The organism is Streptomyces sp. NPDC055400 (genome assembly GCF_053644375.1).
The window spans coordinates 361,707-377,386 of sequence record NZ_JBSHLM010000006.1 but is presented as its reverse complement, the minus strand read 5'-3'; the positions used below and the strand labels follow the sequence as shown (position 1 = coordinate 377,386).

Annotated in this window: 14 protein-coding genes and 1 tRNA gene; 3 read left to right on the top strand and 12 right to left on the bottom strand. The window is 72.0% G+C overall.

What is annotated here, in order from left to right:
* The first annotated feature begins 71 nt into the window (after positions 1–71).
* Positions 72–3,347: a S41 family peptidase gene (locus ACWIGU_RS18705; protein WP_454402156.1), complete on the top strand. Its 3,276-nt coding sequence runs from the start codon at positions 72–74 to the stop codon at positions 3,345–3,347.
* A gap of 135 nt (positions 3,348–3,482) precedes the next feature.
* Here ACWIGU_RS18705 and ACWIGU_RS18700 read toward each other — a convergent pair whose 3' ends face one another.
* From ACWIGU_RS18700 to ACWIGU_RS18685, 4 genes are all read right to left on the bottom strand, one after another.
* Entirely contained in the window at positions 3,483–3,689 is a 207-nt protein-coding gene (locus tag ACWIGU_RS18700) for a hypothetical protein (protein ID WP_356275678.1), read from the bottom strand.
* A 134-nt stretch (positions 3,690–3,823) separates the two neighbouring features.
* Entirely contained in the window at positions 3,824–4,699 is an 876-nt protein-coding gene (locus tag ACWIGU_RS18695) for an SDR family oxidoreductase (RefSeq protein ID WP_454402154.1), read from the bottom strand.
* Positions 4,696–5,649: an alpha/beta fold hydrolase gene (locus ACWIGU_RS18690; RefSeq protein WP_454402152.1), complete on the bottom strand. Its 954-nt coding sequence runs from the start codon at positions 5,647–5,649 to the stop codon at positions 4,696–4,698. The genes ACWIGU_RS18695 and ACWIGU_RS18690 overlap by 4 nt, the downstream gene beginning before the upstream one ends.
* Positions 5,646–7,199, bottom strand: a complete 1,554-nt coding sequence (locus ACWIGU_RS18685) for a flavin-containing monooxygenase (RefSeq protein ID WP_454402150.1) — start codon at positions 7,197–7,199, stop codon at positions 5,646–5,648. Before ACWIGU_RS18685 ends, ACWIGU_RS18690 begins: the two co-directional genes overlap by 4 nt.
* Positions 7,200–7,386: 187 nt before the next feature.
* Between ACWIGU_RS18685 and ACWIGU_RS18680 the strand changes: the two genes are divergently transcribed.
* On the top strand, positions 7,387–8,013 hold the full coding sequence (locus ACWIGU_RS18680; protein ID WP_454402411.1) for a MerR family transcriptional regulator: 627 nt from the start codon (positions 7,387–7,389) through the stop codon (positions 8,011–8,013).
* A gap of 12 nt (positions 8,014–8,025) precedes the next feature.
* Here ACWIGU_RS18680 and ACWIGU_RS18675 read toward each other — a convergent pair whose 3' ends face one another.
* Positions 8,026–8,922 (bottom strand): DUF6528 family protein, encoded by an 897-nt coding sequence (locus tag ACWIGU_RS18675; RefSeq protein WP_454402148.1) that lies wholly within the window; start codon positions 8,920–8,922, stop codon positions 8,026–8,028.
* 488 nt (positions 8,923–9,410) lie between these two features.
* The gene (locus tag ACWIGU_RS18670) at positions 9,411–10,235 is read right to left on the bottom strand and encodes an exodeoxyribonuclease III (RefSeq protein WP_454402146.1); all 825 of its coding nucleotides are present in this window, start codon (positions 10,233–10,235) and stop codon (positions 9,411–9,413) included.
* A 44-nt stretch (positions 10,236–10,279) separates the two neighbouring features.
* On the opposite strand from ACWIGU_RS18670, the gene ACWIGU_RS18665 reads away from it, so the two are divergent.
* Positions 10,280–10,780, top strand: a complete 501-nt coding sequence (locus ACWIGU_RS18665; RefSeq protein WP_454402144.1) for a GNAT family N-acetyltransferase — start codon at positions 10,280–10,282, stop codon at positions 10,778–10,780.
* Positions 10,781–10,875: 95 nt separating this feature from the next.
* On the opposite strand, the gene ACWIGU_RS18660 is transcribed toward ACWIGU_RS18665, so the two are convergent.
* The 6 genes from ACWIGU_RS18660 to glp all read right to left on the bottom strand — a co-directional run bounded on the left by ACWIGU_RS18660 (position 10,876) and on the right by glp (position 15,679).
* Positions 10,876–10,949 (bottom strand) — tRNA-Ala (locus ACWIGU_RS18660).
* A gap of 86 nt (positions 10,950–11,035) precedes the next feature.
* Positions 11,036–12,415: a divisome protein SepX/GlpR gene (gene sepX, locus ACWIGU_RS18655; protein ID WP_454402142.1), complete on the bottom strand. Its 1,380-nt coding sequence runs from the start codon at positions 12,413–12,415 to the stop codon at positions 11,036–11,038.
* A 171-nt stretch (positions 12,416–12,586) separates the two neighbouring features.
* Positions 12,587–13,258 (bottom strand): GNAT family N-acetyltransferase, encoded by a 672-nt coding sequence (locus ACWIGU_RS18650; RefSeq protein WP_454402409.1) that lies wholly within the window; start codon positions 13,256–13,258, stop codon positions 12,587–12,589.
* Entirely contained in the window at positions 13,255–13,755 is a 501-nt protein-coding gene (locus tag ACWIGU_RS18645; RefSeq protein WP_356275654.1) for a MogA/MoaB family molybdenum cofactor biosynthesis protein, read from the bottom strand. The genes ACWIGU_RS18650 and ACWIGU_RS18645 overlap by 4 nt, the downstream gene beginning before the upstream one ends.
* Positions 13,752–14,246, bottom strand: coding sequence for a cyclic pyranopterin monophosphate synthase MoaC (moaC, locus tag ACWIGU_RS18640; RefSeq protein WP_116512507.1), 495 nt, complete (start codon positions 14,244–14,246; stop codon positions 13,752–13,754). The genes ACWIGU_RS18645 and moaC overlap by 4 nt, the downstream gene beginning before the upstream one ends.
* 83 nt (positions 14,247–14,329) lie before the next feature.
* On the bottom strand, positions 14,330–15,679 hold the full coding sequence (gene glp / locus ACWIGU_RS18635) for a molybdotransferase-like divisome protein Glp (protein WP_454402140.1): 1,350 nt from the start codon (positions 15,677–15,679) through the stop codon (positions 14,330–14,332).
* Position 15,680 lies beyond the last annotated feature (1 nt).

The following is a 15,680-nucleotide window of genomic DNA, read 5'->3' as shown; positions in this document are numbered from 1 at the left end:
GCCACAAGTCCCACCCGCAAGCGGGCGAGCCACAAGTTGCCGGGGGCCGTTGAGCGGAAAAGCATGGGTAGGTGAGCGACAACGCGTACCTGCGGTTTCCCCATCTGCACGAGGACCGGCTCTGCTTCGAGACCGAGGACGACCTCTGGGTCGCCCCGCTCGACCGGCCGGGCCGGGCCTGGCGGGTCACGGTCGACCGGACCAAGGTGAGCAGCCCACGGTTCTCGCCGGACGGCCGCCACATCGCGTACACGACCTGGCGCAGCCTGGATCCCGAGATCCATCTCGCGCCGGTGGACGGCGGGCCCGCCCGGCGGCTCACCTACTGGGGCAGCACGGACACCCAAGTCCGCGGCTGGACACCGCCCGACAAGGACGGGCGGACCGTCATCCTCGCGGTGGCCTCGCACGGCCAGCCCTTCTCGTACTTCACCTGGGCCTACGACGTCCCCACCGACGGCTCCCCCGGCGGCAGGCTGCCCTGGGGCCCCGTCTCCGACATCGCGGTCGCCGAGATCGACGGCGAGCGCAGGACTCTCCTCCTGACCGGCACTCCCCCGCACGAGCCGGCCTCCTGGAAGCGGTACCGGGGCGGCGCCCAGGGCCGCCTGTGGCTGCACGGCGAGCAGCTCGTCGCCGACCTGGACGGGCATCTGGAGGCACCGATGTTCGTGGCGGGACGCATCGCGTTCCTCTCCGACCACCAGGGCATCGGCAATGTGTACTCCTGCCTGCCCGACGGCACCGACCTGCGCCGCCACTCCGACCACGACGCGTTCTACGCCCGCAACGCCTCCAGCGACGGGACCCGGATCGTCTACCAGTGCGCCGGCGACCTCTGGATCATCGACGACCTCTCCGCCGGCTCCGTGCCGCGCAAGCTGGACGTGCGCCTCGGCGGCCCGCGCGTAGGGCGCCGCCCCTACCAGGTGCCGGCCGCCCATCACGTCGACGGGCTCTCCGTCGACGAGACGGGCCGGGCCAGTGCCGTCGTCGTCCGCGGCAGCCTGTACTGGCTCACCCACCGCGACGGCCCCGCCCGGACCATCGCGGACACCCCGGGCGTGCGGGTCAGGCAGCCCGAGATGCTCGGCTCCGGCGGGCAGGTCGCGTACGTCACCGACGCGGAGGGAGAGGACGCGATCGAGATCTCGTACCTGCCGCGCGCGAGCGGTGAGCGCGAGCCGCGCCGCCTCGCGTCCGGGCAGCTCGGGCGGGTCCTCGAAATGGTCAGCGACCCGGACGGCGAGCGCCTCGCCATCGCGTCGAACGACGGCCGCCTGCTGCTCATCGACACGACCGAGGACGAGGAGGAGGGAGAAGGGGGAGCGGCACAGACCGGCGGCGAGGTCACCGAGCTGATCCGGTCGATCAACGGGCCCGTGCGCGACCTGGCCTTCTCGCCCGACGGCGCCTGGCTCACCTGGTCCCACCCGGGCATCGGGCGTTCCCTGCGGCAGATCAAGATGGCCCGGATCAAGGACCGGACGATCATCGACGTCACCAACGGCCGTTTCGAGGACGAGAACCCGGTCTTCACGCGCGACGGCCGCTATCTCGCCTTCCTCTCCTGGCGCGGCTTCGACCCGGTGTACGACGTGCACACCGGCGACCTGTCCTTCCCGCTCGGCTGCCGCCCCTATCTCGTACCGCTGTCGTCCGCGACGCCCTCCCCCTTCGCCCTGTCGCCCCACGGGCGCACGGCCGCGGGCGGGCTCGACGCGACGGAGGACTCGGGGGCCGACGGCGCGCCGACCGTGGAGATCGAGGGACTGGCGAGCCGCGTCGTGCCCTTCCCGGTCTCCGCCTCCAAGTACTCGGCGCTCCATCCCGTCTCGGGCGGCGGCCTCGTCTGGCTGCGCTGGCCGATCTCCGGCGCGCTCGGCGAGACCTTCGTCAACCCGGCCGACACCTCGGGCCGCCCCACCCTGGAGCACTTCAACCTCACCAAGGGCAAGAAGACCGAACTCGTCACCCACCTCGACTGGTTCGCGGTCAGCGGCGACGGCACCCGCCTCGTCGTCGTCGACGAGGGCGAACTGCGCGCCGTCCCCTCCACCGAGACCGGCGACAGCGACAGCACGGTCTGGATCGACCTGCGCCGCATCCTGCACGAGGTCGACCCGGCCGCCGAGTGGCGCCAGGCGTACGACGAGGCCGGCCGGATCATCCGGGCCTACTACTGGGACCCGAAGATGTGCCACATCGACTGGGACGCGGTCCTCGCCCAGTACCGGCCGCTCGTCGAACGGGTCGCGTCCCCCGACGAGTTCGCCGACCTGCTGCGCGAGGTGCTCGGCGAACTGTGCACCTCGCACGCCTACGTGTCCCCCGCCCGCCGCAACGAGGGCCCGCCCCACTACCAGCGCGCCCAGGGCCTCCTCGGCGCCAACTTCGTGCACCGCGACGAGGGCTGGCAGCTCGTCCGCATCCTGCCCGGCGACTCGTCGGACTCGAAGGCGCGCTCCCCGCTGGCCGGCAGCGGCATCCGCGAGGGCGCCTTCCTCACGCATGTCGACGGCCGCCCGGTCGACCCGGTGGCCGGCCCCTACCCGCTGCTCGCGGGCTCGGGCGGCACGACGGTCGAGCTGACGTTCCGGCCCGCGGAGGGCGAGGGCAGCCCCCGCCGCGTCGCGGTCGTCCCCCTCATCGACGAGCGCCCGCTGCGCTACCAGGACTGGGTGGCCAAGCGCCGCGCGGTCGTACGGGAGCTGAGCGGCGGCCACTGCGGCTATCTGCACATCCCCGACATGGGCGGCTCCGGCTGGGCGCAGTTCAACCGTGACGTGCGCATGGAGGTCTCCCGGCCCGCCCTCATCGTCGACGTGCGCGGCAACGCGGGCGGCCACATCAGCGAGCTCGTCATCGAGAAACTCACCCGCAAGATCCTCGGCTGGGACCTGACCCGCAACGCCCAGCCCGTCTCGTACGCGTCGAACGCCCCGCGCGGTCCGGTCGTCGCCCTGGCCGACGAGGCGACCTCGTCCGACGGCGACATGATCACCGCGGCGTTCAAGCTCCTCGGGCTCGGTCCCGTCGTGGGTCAGCGCACCTGGGGCGGCGTCGTCGGCATGACGGGCCGCCACACACTCGGCGACGGCACGGTCATCACGGTCCCCATGAACGCGGCCTGGTTCCCCGAGTACGGCTGGTCGATCGAGAACAAGGGCGTGGAACCGGACGTCGAGGTCCTGCGCACCCCCCTGGACTGGGCAGAGGGCCGCCACGCCCAACTCGACGACGCGGTCTACCTGGCCCTGGACCTCCTGGTCGCCGGCCCGGCGAAGACTCCCCCGGACTACACGGACACGCCGAACCACGCCCGCCCCGAACTCCCGCCGCGCTGACCCCGGCCACGGGAGGAGCGGGCGCAGCCCGTGCGCCGGGCAACGTCCTTCACGCGCCGGCCCGCACACCGAAGAACGAGGGCCACCCGGCGTCCCGGGTGGCCCTCGTTCTCACTGGCTCAGCGAAGCGGAGCGTCAGGCGTCATAGTCCTGATCGAACCTGTCCTGCGCTTCCTGCCGCCGCCGCTCGGAGTCCTCGGACTGCGAGCCACGCTCACGTCGCAGGTCGTCCTGGACGTGCGACGAGCGCTCGCTCGCCTCGTCCCTGCCTTGACCGGACCGCTTCTTGGCCTGGTTGGCGAGCTGCTCTGCCTTGTCCTGGAACTGGTCCTTCATGCCCATGCGATTCACTCCCGTTTTTGGGTGAGGGGGTCGGGCCTCGACCAGATTTACATGCCGGGACAGAGCGCGCATTTCGATCAGTAACGGACGGTGTCCGACCCCAAAAACCGCAGGTCAGCGCCCCGCAGGACGCGTCAGCGCCCCCGTACGGACTCGTCGGCGGCGCCCCCCGCCCCCACGAGCCCCGTCGAGACGCTCTTCAGGCGCGGCTCGAACCGCCGCATCTCGCGCTGCCCGACCGCCCCGATGACCCCGGGCAGATAGCCGCGGATGCCCTGCATGCCCCGCAGCCACCACTGCGCGTACACGTGCGCGGACCGCCGCTCGATGCCCGCGACGATCCGGTCCACGGCCGGGCCCAGCGGATACGTCTTGTTCGACGGCCACGGCAGCCGCTGCCGCAGCTCGCGCATCACGTCGTCCTGGTCGGCGCCGCGCACCATGTCGGTGTCGGTCCACGACAGGTACCCGACCCCGACCCGTACGCCCTTGTAGCCGACCTCGGCGCGCAGGCTGTGCGCGTACGCCTCGACGCCGGACTTCGACGCGCAGTACGCGGTCATCATGGGCGCCGGCGTGATCGCGGCGAGCGACGCGATCTGGAGCAGATACCCGCGGCTCTCCATGAGCACCGGCAGGAACGCCCGGGCCGTGACCGCGGATCCGATCAGGTTGACCTCGATGACGCGGCGCCAGGCGACCGGGTCGGAGTCGAGGAACGGGCCGCCGTTGGCGACGCCCGCGTTCGCGACGACGATGTCGACCTTGCCGAAGCGCTGCTTGACCTCCTCGGCGACCTGCGCCATCGCCACATGGTCGGTGACGTCGGCGTGCCAGAAGTCGCTGTCGGTGCTGAGGCGTTCGGACACCGCCTTCAGCTCGTCCGGCTCCAGGCCGACCAGCGCGATCTTTGCGCCGCGCGCCGCCAGCTTGCGCGCGAGCAGCTCGCCCACACCGCGCGCGGCACCCGTGACGACCGCCACCTGTCCTTCGAGACTGACCCTGCTCATGCGGATGCCGCTCCCTTCAACTCGTCGTTCGTCTCGTCGTCCGTGACGTACTCGGCCAGTTCGCGGATGCGCTCGGTGACCAGGTCGGGCGCTTCGACGGGCGTCATGTGCCCGAGACCGGTGAGTTCGGTGAGCCCCACGCACTCCGGCAGCGTCGCCGCCAGGCGACGTGCGTGCACGACGGGGGTGAGCCGGTCGGCCGTACCCGCGATGACCCCCGTCGGCACCCGCAACTCGGCCACCTGCTCGTCGAGTTCGAGCCCGGCGAGGACGTGCGACCAGTGGTAGCGCACCTTGGTGGGGCAGGCGTGCACGATGCGGGCGCAGGCCTCGACCTTGTCCGGCGACGACCCCGGGCCCATGGTCGCGTAACGCAGGACCTTCTTGCCGAGCGGCGTGACGGGCCCGAGCGGCGCCCTCGCACCGAGCACGGCCGTCGTGATCCGGGTCCGCAGCCGCCCGGGCCGCAGCGGCAGCACGGTCGACTCGGCCACCAGGTGCGAGCTGCCCGTGCTGCACAGCAGGACCGCGGCCGCGTGCTCGCGGAACTTCGCCCGCTGCGACGCGGCCATCATCGTCATGCCGCCCATGGAGTGCCCGACGAGCACGGCCTTCTCACCCGGCGCGAGCGTCGCGCCGAGCACGGCCTCCAGGTCGTCGGCGAGCATCTGTGTCGAGTACGGGGCCTGCGCCGCCGGACTGCGCCCGTGACCGCGCTGGTCGTAGGCGACGACCCGGTGGTCGGCGGCAAGGGAACGAATCTGCGCGGCCCAGAACGCGGTCGAGCACGTCCACCCATGGGCGAGCACCACCGTGGGCGCCGCCGCATTGTCGACGGTTCCGTGCACCTCGACGTGCAGCCGGGCGCCGTCGGCGGAGACCGCCGTCAGCTCACGCGCGGCCGCGGGCGGCGCGTAGGGTCCGCTCGTCACATGCATCAGCCTGCTCATGCCGCTCCCGCCTCCACCTTGCCGCCCCGGCCCTTCTTCGTACGTGCCGCGGCTACCGCGGCCGGTTTCGCCGCCGGCGCCCTGACCACCTCGTACTCGCCGAGGTCGACCCGGCGCGTGGCGGTCCGGAACTCGGTCGTCGTGCCCGGCCACAGCGTGGTGTTCACGCCGTTCTCGTCGAGGTACCAGCTGCTGCAGCCGCCGGAGCTCCACACCGTGCGCTCCATCCGGTCCTGCACGCGGCGGTTCCACGCATTCACCGCGGAGGGGCGCGGGTCGAGGGCAACCCGACCGCCGAGCACGTCCAACTGGCGTACGTAGTCGGCCAGATAGTTCAGATGGGACTCGATCATCAGGATCATCGAGGAGTTGCCGAGGCCGGTGTTCGGTCCGATGACGGTCATGAAGTTCGGGAACCCGGCCGCCGTCGCGCCGCGCAGCACGCTCATGCCGTCCTTCCAGGACTCCATGAGCGTGTGCCCCTCGGCACCCACGACCCGGTCGGCGATCGGCATGTCCGTGACGTGGAAGCCGGTGCTGAAGACGATCGCGTCGGCCTCGACCTCGCTGCCGTCGGCGGCGACCAGCGTGGAGCCGCGGACCTCGCTGAGCCCGGACGCCACGACGTCGACATTCGGCTGCGCGAGAGCCGGGTAGTAGGTGTTGGACAGCAGGATGCGCTTGCAGCCGATGCGGTAGTCCGGCGTGAGCTTGGCGCGCAGGGCCGGGTCCTTGATGGACCGGTGGAGGTTGCGCTTGGCCAGCTGCTCGACCAGGCCCAGCTCGTTGGGCCGCTTCGTGAACGCCTGCACCTGGAGCTCACGGATGCCCCACAGCAGTCCGCGGCGGGCCTGCGTGGTCAACGGCAGCCGGCGGTGCAGCCAGCGCTCGGCGCCCGTGATGGCGCGGTCGGCGCGCGGCATGACCCACGGCGGGGTGCGCTGGAACAGCGTCAGCTTCGCCACGTCACGCTGGATGGCCGGCACGATCTGGATGGCGGAGGCGCCCGTGCCGATCACGGCGACGCGCTTGCCGCGCAGGTCGTAGTCGTGGTCCCAGCGCGCGGAGTGGAAGACCGTGCCGGGGAAGGCGTCGAGGCCCTTGATGTCCGGCATCTTCGGGTCGGCCAGCGGGCCGCTCGCCGAGATGACGACGTCGGCGGTGAGCGTCCCCTGCGAGGTCTCGACCACCCACCACAGCTTCTCGGTGTCCCAGCGTGCCTGCTTCACCTCGTGGTCGAAGCGGATGTGCGGACGCAGTCGGAAGGTGTCGGCGACGCGCTCCAGATATTCCCGGATGTGCTTCTGGCCGGAGAAGGTGCGCGGCCAGTCGGGGTTGGGCGCGAAGGAGAAGGAGTACAGGTGGGAGGGCACGTCGCATGCGCACCCCGGGTAGCTGTTGTCGCGCCACGTGCCGCCGACGGCGCCCGCCCGCTCCAGGACCACGAAGTCGGTGATGCCTTCGCGCCGCAGCCGGACCGCGGCCCCGAGCCCGCCGAACCCGGACCCGATCACCGCCACCCGTACGTGCTCATGCTCGTGCTCAGCCATCCCGGCGCCTCCCTAACCGCACGACCCTGCCAGTGAACACTGGCGCAATGGGGAGCGTAGAGCAGGTGCGTACTGATGGGTAGGGGTCGGGCCCAGGAAAGTTACCGGCGGTACAACATAGGGTTCTCACGTGGCGAAGGAAGCGGCGAAGGCGACGGCGAAAGACCCCGGCACCCGGGAGTTCCGCATGGAGGAGCTCGCGCGGGAGGCCGGCATCACCGTGCGCACCCTGCGCTTCTACCGCGAACGCAAGCTGATCCCGCCCCCGCGCCGCGAGGGCCGCATCGCCTGGTACGACGAGAGCCACCTGGCCCGCCTGCGCACCATCGCCGCCCTCCTGGAACGCGGCCACACCCTCAGCGGCATCGCCGAACTCTCCGAAGCCTTCGACCGCGGCCGCGACGTCGGCGAACTCCTCGGCCTCGGCGAGCCGTCCGAGGAGACCCCGGTCCGCCTCACCCCCGAGGAACTGGCCGACTACTTCGCGGGCCAGGTCACCCCGGACAACCTCGCAGCCGCGATGGACCTCGGCTACGTCGGCGTCGACGGCGAGGAGATCGTGCACGTCAGCCGGCGCCTGCTCGACGTCTCCGCCGCCCTGGTCCGCGAGGGCGTCCCGCTCGCCGACGTCCTCGCGGCCGCCAAACGCGTCCGCGCCCACGCGGAGGACCTTGCCGAACTCTTCACCGACCTGGTCCTCTCCCACGCATCGGAACAGGACCTCCAGCGCCTGCGCCCGCTCGCCAAGAGCGTGGTCGAGGCGGAACTGTCCATGGCCATGGACCGCACCCTGGCCAGAAAACCGGAGGAGTAGGCAGCACTCCGCCTACCTCGGCAACCACCAACGCGCCTTGTAGATCCCGCCGTTGACGAGGGTGTACGAGGCCGGCGGCCGGTGCGCGCTCACCTTCGTCGTCCACCACGTCTCACCCAGGCCACTCTCCGGCACGGTGCTGAGCGCCCGCCCGGTCCGCGGATCGTCCCCGATCGCCTTCACCCCGGGCCGCGCGATCTCGGCCGCACCGGCGAAGTCCTGCACGAAGACTCCGCTCGCGATGTCGTACTGGAACACGGAAGCGCTCGTCGTCACCCACAGCCGCCCCGGGCGGCCCGCAACCGGGAACAGGTCGTGCCCGCCGGGCGACTTCCCCGGCCTGGCGACCGGCAGCCCCACCGACGACATCCGCGTCAGCGCGGGCCGCACCCGGCTGCCACCCGCCCGATACGCGACCAGCTCGTCATCCCCGAGCGCCCACAGCACCTCACGCCGGGCGTCCCAGTGCAGCCCGTGCGCGCCCTTCAGCGCCACCTCGGCACACCGCGCCGAGCGCGGGCCGAGCGACGCGGCGTAGAGCCTGACGAGCGCCCCCGTGCTGCACGCGACGGCCACGTTCCCGTCCGGCAGGATCTCGATGCTGTGCGGGTTGAAGAGATCGTCGCCGGGCCCGAGCGTCGCACCCCAGTACCGCCGGCCCGACGGACACGACACGACGGCCGCGAACCCGAACGACGCCGTGGTCAGCAGATACGTCCGCCCGCGATGCACCCGCACCTTGGCCTCGGCGGGGTACACCCAGCTCTCGTCCGGCGCGAGATCCCGATAGCGCGGATCCCCGACGGGCGAGAACTGCCACCGCACACAGGACGGATCGGCCGCCGGATCCCAGACGGTCCGCCCAGGATCCAGCACGAGGATCCGCTTGCTCGCCTGCTCGGTGACCATGACCGCGGGCGAACCCGGGGCCGCCGCGCGAGCCACCCCCGGCGCCACCACAGCCGCAACCCCGCCCCCGGCAGCCCCGAACAGAACACGACGCCTGGAAGGAAACGCGGACATGAAGTCCCCTCGCATGATTGCCAGTTGACCACTCGGACCACTCGCCACGCACACGCCGAAGTCTGCCACGCCACTCGGACATACGGCAGGCACCACCCGCTGCCGGAACGGTGAGGCGTACGCGGTCGACCGCTGTCTCCAGGCGATCGGAACAGAGGGTGAAGTAACACGAGAGGACCTTCTCCGCACCTGCGTCCGCATCCACGTCACCAAGGGTCGCCCTGGCGGAGGTCGTGCCCGACGGTCCGGGCCGGATACCTCCCGCTTGGCGTTCTCGCTCGGGAAATCCCCCGGTACGCGACAGAGCAACTGAGGCGTGAAGCGCTGAGAGTGTGAGGGGCACGCCGAGATTCTCGGCGCGCCCCTCACACCTGTCACGTCTCGAACACCACGGTCACGGGAGCGTGGTCCGACCACCGCTCCCCGTGACTTGCAGCTCGCTCGACGAACCCCTTGACCGCCCGCCGAGCGAGCCCAGGTGTCGCGACCGCGAGGTCGATCCTCCATCCTGAATCATTGTCGAAAGCCCGTCCCCGGTACGACCACCACGAGTACGGACCCTCCTCGTCGGGGTGCAGGGAACGCACCACGTCGACGTAGCCGCCGTCACCCTCGTCGAGGACCTGTCCGAGCCAGTCGCGCTCCTCGGGGAGGAAGCCGGAGTTCTTCTTGTTGGACTTCCAGTTCTTGAGGTCGGCCTCGCGGTGGGCGATGTTCCAGTCGCCGCACACGAGCACCTCGCGGCCCTCGGCGGCGGCGCGCTCCCGCAGCCCCTTCAGATAGGCCAGGAACTCGCCCATGAAGCGGATCTTCTCGTCCTGCCGCTCGGTCCCGACCTCACCGGAGGGCAGGTAGAGGCTGGCGACGACGACACCGGGGAGGTCCACCTCCACGTACCGCCCGCTGCCGTCGAACTCCTCGGACCCGAAGCCGATCTGTACGCGCTCCGGCTCACGGCGTGTGTAGAGCGACACACCGGCCCGGCCCTTCGCGGCGGCCGGGGCGTGCACGACGTGCCATCCCTCGGGTTCGCGCACCTCGTCGGGCATCTGCTGCGGCTCGGCCCGCACCTCCTGGAGACACAGGACGTCCGCGGAGGTCCCGGCCAGCCACTCCACGAAGCCCTTCTTGGCGGCGGCCCGCAGCCCGTTCACGTTGACACTCGTCACAGTCAGCACCAGGGCACGATACCGGCACACTTAAACGGACAGCCGCCCTTCAGCATAGAGATACGATACTTGGCATGACTATTCACCCCCCCGTGGCGCCCACCCTCCAGCGCGTCTCCTTCGGACACCCCGACGCGATCAAGCTGAACGACCGCGTCCAGCTCGAATACGCCGAGCGCTACGGCGACGACGGCGATGTCACCCCGCTCGACCCGACGATGTTCGACGCCCCGCGCGGCCTCTACCTGATCGCGTACGACGAGGGGGGCACCCCGCTCGCCACCGGCGGCTGGCGCACGCAGGACCAGAACGACGAGGGATATTCGGACGGCGACGCCGAGCTGAAGAGGATGTACGTCACGCCGGAGGCGCGGGGGCTGGGTCTGGCCCGGCGCATACTCGCGGCCCTGGAGGACGACGCCCGCGCGGCCGGCCGTTCCCGCATGGTCCTGGAGACGGGCCTCAAGCAGCCGGAGGCCATCGCCCTCTACGCGTCGAGCGGCTACACGCCCTGCGGCAAGTTCGGCCACTACCGCTTCGAGGAACTGAGCCGCTGCTTCGCCAAGGCGCTGTGACGCGCGCGACATCGCGGAACGGGCGCCACGGGGAGGGAGCGAGCAGGCAAGGCAAGAGCCCCACCGGACGAATCCGGTGGGGCTCTTAATTGCGGTGGACCTGTGGGGATTTGAACCCCAGACCCCCTCGATGCGAACGAGGTGCGCTACCAGACTGCGCCACAGGCCCTTGCAACGAGTGAAACTCTAGCATCCCGATCCGGGTGCTCGGAAATCCGGTCCTGGCTGGTCAGCCAGGGTGGTCCCGAACGGGTCTCACTCGTTGGCCGCGCGGGGGCGGCCGCCGTCGTCGTACTGGTCGAAGAGCGGGGTGCGGCCGCGCTCGCGCGACCGGCGCGCGGAGGCGGCCCGGCGGGCGTCGCAGCGCTCGTCCCCCGTCTCGTCCGCGCCGTCGCAGTCCCCGGACGGCACTGCCGGCTCCTCGCCGGTGTGCGCGGCCGGCTCCTGCTGCGCCGCACCCGCCGCGCTGGAGCGGGCCGAGCTCCACGCGTCGGGGGCGCCGAGGTCGACGCTGCCGGTGGCGCGCGGGGCGACCGGGGCGGTCACATACGTCGGCAGGGGCACCGGGACCGGATCCCAGCTGTCGCCGCGGCCGGGGCCGCGCTGGCGCTCGCGCTGCTGGTCGACCCACTCGGCGTGGTCGGTCTGCTCGACGAGCGCGCGCCGGTCGGCCGCGAGCGCCTCGAGACCGGGGTCGGTCGCCACCTCTGGCGCAGGCCCCTCTTCGGCCTCCTCCGCGGCGGCCCGGCCCGCGGCGGGCTGCCGCCTGCGGGGCTGCCGCTCGCGCAGCCGCTGCGCCGCGACCTCGGCCTGGCGCCGGTCCATCACGTACGCGAAGCGACGCCGCTCCTGGGCCCGCAGATAGAAGATGTACGAGCTGAGCAGCACGGCGGGCACCGCGGGCGCCCACAGGAACGCGAGCCCGCCGACGGCGGCGACGACCGCGCCGGCCGTGAAGGCGAGGAAGAGCATGACGGTCGTACGGCGCCTGCGTGCGAGCACCTTGGAGCGGCGGGCGCGGGCGGCGGCGTCGGCCGAGGCGGCCTGCCGCTCGGACGCGGAGCGCTCGGACTGCGGACGGTCGGACTGCTGGCGGTCCGACTGCTGGCGCTCGGACTGCTGGCGGTCGGGGCCGCGTCCGGTTGCCGACCTGCCGTTCGTGTGCGGGTCGCCCGCGGGCCGGTCACGGTTCGGCCGGTCGTGCGTCGGCTCACCGTGGGAGGTCCGGGCGGAGACCTGGCGGTCGGGGGACTGCCGGGCGGGCGAGGTCCTGGGCCGGGGCTCGGGGCGGGCTTCGGATCCGGGGTGCCGCTCGTGGCGGGCCTCCCGGTTCTCGCTCCTGCGCTCGCCGCGGACCGGAGGCGCGGCGAAGGCCCGGACGTCCACCGAGTCGGTGGCCGCGTCCGGGACGGACGGGTCGCTGCGCTGCTCCTCCCCTTCGGGCGAGCGCGCCTGCAGGTCCTTGGCGTATCGGCGCTCCATGCCCGCCCGTCCGGACAGCAGCCGGATGGCGGTGCTGAAGCGTTCCGTCGGACGGGCCTCGTTCAGCTCGTCCTGCCTACGGAGCCACATCGGCACCAAGTAGGCGGCCCAGGCCCCGACGATGACTGCGTAGATGAGGCCGCTGCTGCTCACGCCTCACACGGTAGAGGGGTTTGCGTGAGGCCATCCGCCAATTGAGCCGGTGTGTCGCACGATCTGGCTGATATTTCGAACTTTTTTTCCGACTGAGGCATCAACGCGCCACCCGTCGAGCGAATTTAATGCCTGCGGCGGACGATCTCCGATCAATTTCGAACACTTATTTTATTTTGGCGAACTGCCCGGCCGCTCCGCGGTGCTCGGACCACCCGGACCAGCGGTGTTGCCGCCACGCTTGTGACGCCAGCGGCTCAGGAGGCCTTCCGGGACCTCCTCAACGGTGAGCGCGTAGACGAGATGGTCGCGCCAGCCGCCGTCGATGTGGAGATAGCGGGGCCGCAGCCCTTCCTCGCGGAATCCGAGTTTTTCGACGACCCGGCGGCTCGGCCCGTTCTCCGGGCGAATGCAGACCTCGATGCGGTGCAGGCCCACGGTGCGGAAGCAGTGGTCGACCGCGAGCGCCACCGCGGTCGGCATCACTCCGCGCCCGGCCACCGACTCGTCGACCCAGTAGCCGACATGGCCCGAGCACATCGAGCCCCAGGTGATCCCGGCCACCGTCAACTGCCCGACCAGGCGCCCCTGGTACTCGATGACGAAGGGCAGCATGCGCCCCGCGCTCGCCTCGGCGCGCAGATGGCGGACCATCTGACGGTACGTCGGACGATGGGCGATCGGGCCGCTGGGCGTGGGCGGCGGGATGGTCGCTTCCCAGGGGCGCAGCCAGTCGCGGTTGCGGCGGTTGACCTCGCGCCAGGCCCGCTGGTCGCGCAGTTTTATCGGGCGCAGGCAGACGTCACCGTCCGTCAGCTCGACCGGCCAGGATGGGGTGTTCAGCTCGCACCACCGTCGGGTCTGGGGTGGTCGCCGCCGCGCAGCTGGTCAACGGCGTGGGTCAGCAGGGGACCCAGTACGGCGAGGCCGTCCTTGACGCCGCCGGACGACCCCGGCAGGTTCACGATCAGCGTGCGTCCCGCGACGCCGGCGAGGCCTCGGGAGAGCGCGGCCGTGGGCACCTTCTCCCGTCCGAACGCGCGAATGGCCTCGGGGATGCCCGGCACCTCGTGGTCGAGCACACTGCGGGTGGCCTCGGGGGTCCGGTCGGTGGGCGAGATGCCGGTGCCGCCGGTGGTGAGGATGACGTCGTACCCGGCGTCGACGCCGGCCCGCAGCGCCTCGGCCACCGGGTCCCCGTCGGGCACGACCCGCGGCCCGTCGACCTGGAAGCCCAGGGCTTCGAGGCCCTTCGCGATCCGGGGGCCGCCGGTGTCGGCGTAGACCCCGGCGGCGGCGCGGTTGGAGGCGGTGACGACGAGGGCGCGGTAGGGGCTCATTCCCCGGCCTCCGGACGGGTCCAGTGGCCCGACTTGCCGCCCGTCTTCTCCTCGACGCGTACGTCCGTGATGACGGCGCCCTTGTCGACGGCCTTCACCATGTCGATCACCGTGAGCGCGGCCACCGAGACGGCCGTCAGGGCCTCCATCTCGACGCCCGTGCGGTCCGTGGTCTTCACCGTGGCGAGGATCTCGACCGCGTCGTCGGCGACGGACAGGTCCAGTTTCACCCCGGACACCGACAGCGGGTGGCAGAGCGGGATGAGGTCGGGGGTGCGCTTGGCGCCCATGATCCCGGCGATGCGGGCCGTGGCGAGGGCGTCGCCCTTGGGCACTCCCTCACCACGCAGCAGCTCCACCACGCGGGGCGATACGAGGACGCGGCCGCTGGCACGGGCGGTGCGCGCGGTCACGTCCTTGGCGGACACGTCGACCATGCGGGCCGCGCCCGCCTCGTCGATGTGCGTCAGTCGGTCCTGCGAACTGCTCATGGTGCTCTGGCGCTCCCGGTCCGTGGGCCGCGGTGCGGCGCGCGGCCTGTTGTGCGCGACACGGTATCGCGCGGACGGCGCGCTCAGCCGAGGAGGACCACGTCCACTTCCGCACCGGGCTCGGCCGACGTGGTCTTCTCGGGCAGGACGATCAGCGCGTCCGCGTGGGCGAGCGCCGCGACGAGGTGGGATCCGGCGCCCCCCACAGGGCTGACGGTCCCGGCCTCGGCGTCGTACGTCCCGCGCAGGAACTGGCGTCGTCCGGCGGGCGAGCTGAGGGCCTCGGCCGACTTCAGGACCGCGCGGGCCGACGGCCGGTGGACGTCGGCGGCGGGCAGGCCCATGAGGGTGCGTACCGCGGGGCGTACGAACAGCTCGAAGGAGACGTACGAGGAGACGGGGTTGCCCGGCAGGGCGAGGAGCGGGGTGTGCTCGGGGCCGATGGTGCCGAAGCCCTGGGGCTTGCCCGGCTGCATGGCGAGCTTGCGGAACTCGACGCCGCTGCCGGCGCCGATGCCGGTCTCGTCCTCGGAGTCGCCGACGGAGGTCAGCGCCTCCTTCACGACGTCGTACGCGCCGACACTGACGCCGCCCGTGGTGACGATGAGGTCGGCGCGGATCAGCTGGTCCTCGATGGTGGACCGCAGCGTCTCCGCGTCGTCGGCGACCGCGCCGACGCGGTAGGAGATCGCTCCGGCGTCGCGGGCGGCGGCGGTGAGGGCGAAGCTGTTGGAGTCGTAGATCTGGCCCTCGGCCAACTCCTCGCCCGGCTGGATCAGTTCGCTGCCGGTGGACATGACGACCACGCGCGGGCGCGGGCGCACGCGTACGGTGCCGCGGCCGATCGCGGCGAGGAGGGCGATCTGGGGCGGGCCGAGGACGGTGCCGGCCTCCAGGGCGCGGTCGCCCGCCTTCACGTCGCTGCCCTTGGCGCGCACGTGCGCGCGTGCCTCGGCGGGGCGGTGCACGCGGACCTCGCCGGAGGCGCCCTCGGGGGCGGCGCTGTGGGCGCGCATCCCGGAGACCGGGCCCTCGCCCAGGCCGCCGTCGGTCCACTCGACGGGGACGACGGCCTCGGCTCCGGGCGGGAGCGGGGCGCCGGTCATGATGCGGGCGGCCTGGCCGGCCCCCACGTGGAGCAGCCCGGCCTGGCCCGCGGCGACGTCCCCCACGACCGTGAGCACCGCGGGGAAGTCCTCGCTCGCGCCCGCCACGTCGGCGGCCCTGACCGCGTACCCGTCCATCGAGCTGTTGTCGAAGGGGGGCAGCGAGACGGGCACCGAGATGTCCTCGACGAGGACGCAGCCCTGTGCGTCGAGGAGCTGGAGCTCGATGGGCTCCAGCGGGCGGACCGTGGCGAGGATGTCCTCCAGGTGCTCCGCCACCGACCAGACGTGCTCCTGACCGGTGACGTGCGTGGTCGTGCTGCTCAAG

Coding starts and splice junctions, on each gene's coding strand:
- ACWIGU_RS18680 (WP_454402411.1), top strand. CDS start 7,387: ATGGAGGAGCTCGCGCGGGAGGCCGGCATCACCGTGCGCACCCTGCGC.
- ACWIGU_RS18675 (WP_454402148.1), bottom strand. CDS start 8,922: ATGGTCACCGAGCAGGCGAGCAAGCGGATCCTCGTGCTGGATCCTGGG.
- moaC (WP_116512507.1), bottom strand. CDS start 14,246: ATGAGCAGTTCGCAGGACCGACTGACGCACATCGACGAGGCGGGCGCG.
- ACWIGU_RS18645 (WP_356275654.1), bottom strand. CDS start 13,755: ATGAGCCCCTACCGCGCCCTCGTCGTCACCGCCTCCAACCGCGCCGCC.
- ACWIGU_RS18700 (WP_356275678.1), bottom strand. CDS start 3,689: ATGGGCATGAAGGACCAGTTCCAGGACAAGGCAGAGCAGCTCGCCAAC.
- ACWIGU_RS18690 (WP_454402152.1), bottom strand. CDS start 5,649: ATGAGCAGGCTGATGCATGTGACGAGCGGACCCTACGCGCCGCCCGCG.
- ACWIGU_RS18685 (WP_454402150.1), bottom strand. CDS start 7,199: ATGGCTGAGCACGAGCATGAGCACGTACGGGTGGCGGTGATCGGGTCC.
- ACWIGU_RS18695 (WP_454402154.1), bottom strand. CDS start 4,699: ATGAGCAGGGTCAGTCTCGAAGGACAGGTGGCGGTCGTCACGGGTGCC.
- ACWIGU_RS18665 (WP_454402144.1), top strand. CDS start 10,280: ATGACTATTCACCCCCCCGTGGCGCCCACCCTCCAGCGCGTCTCCTTC.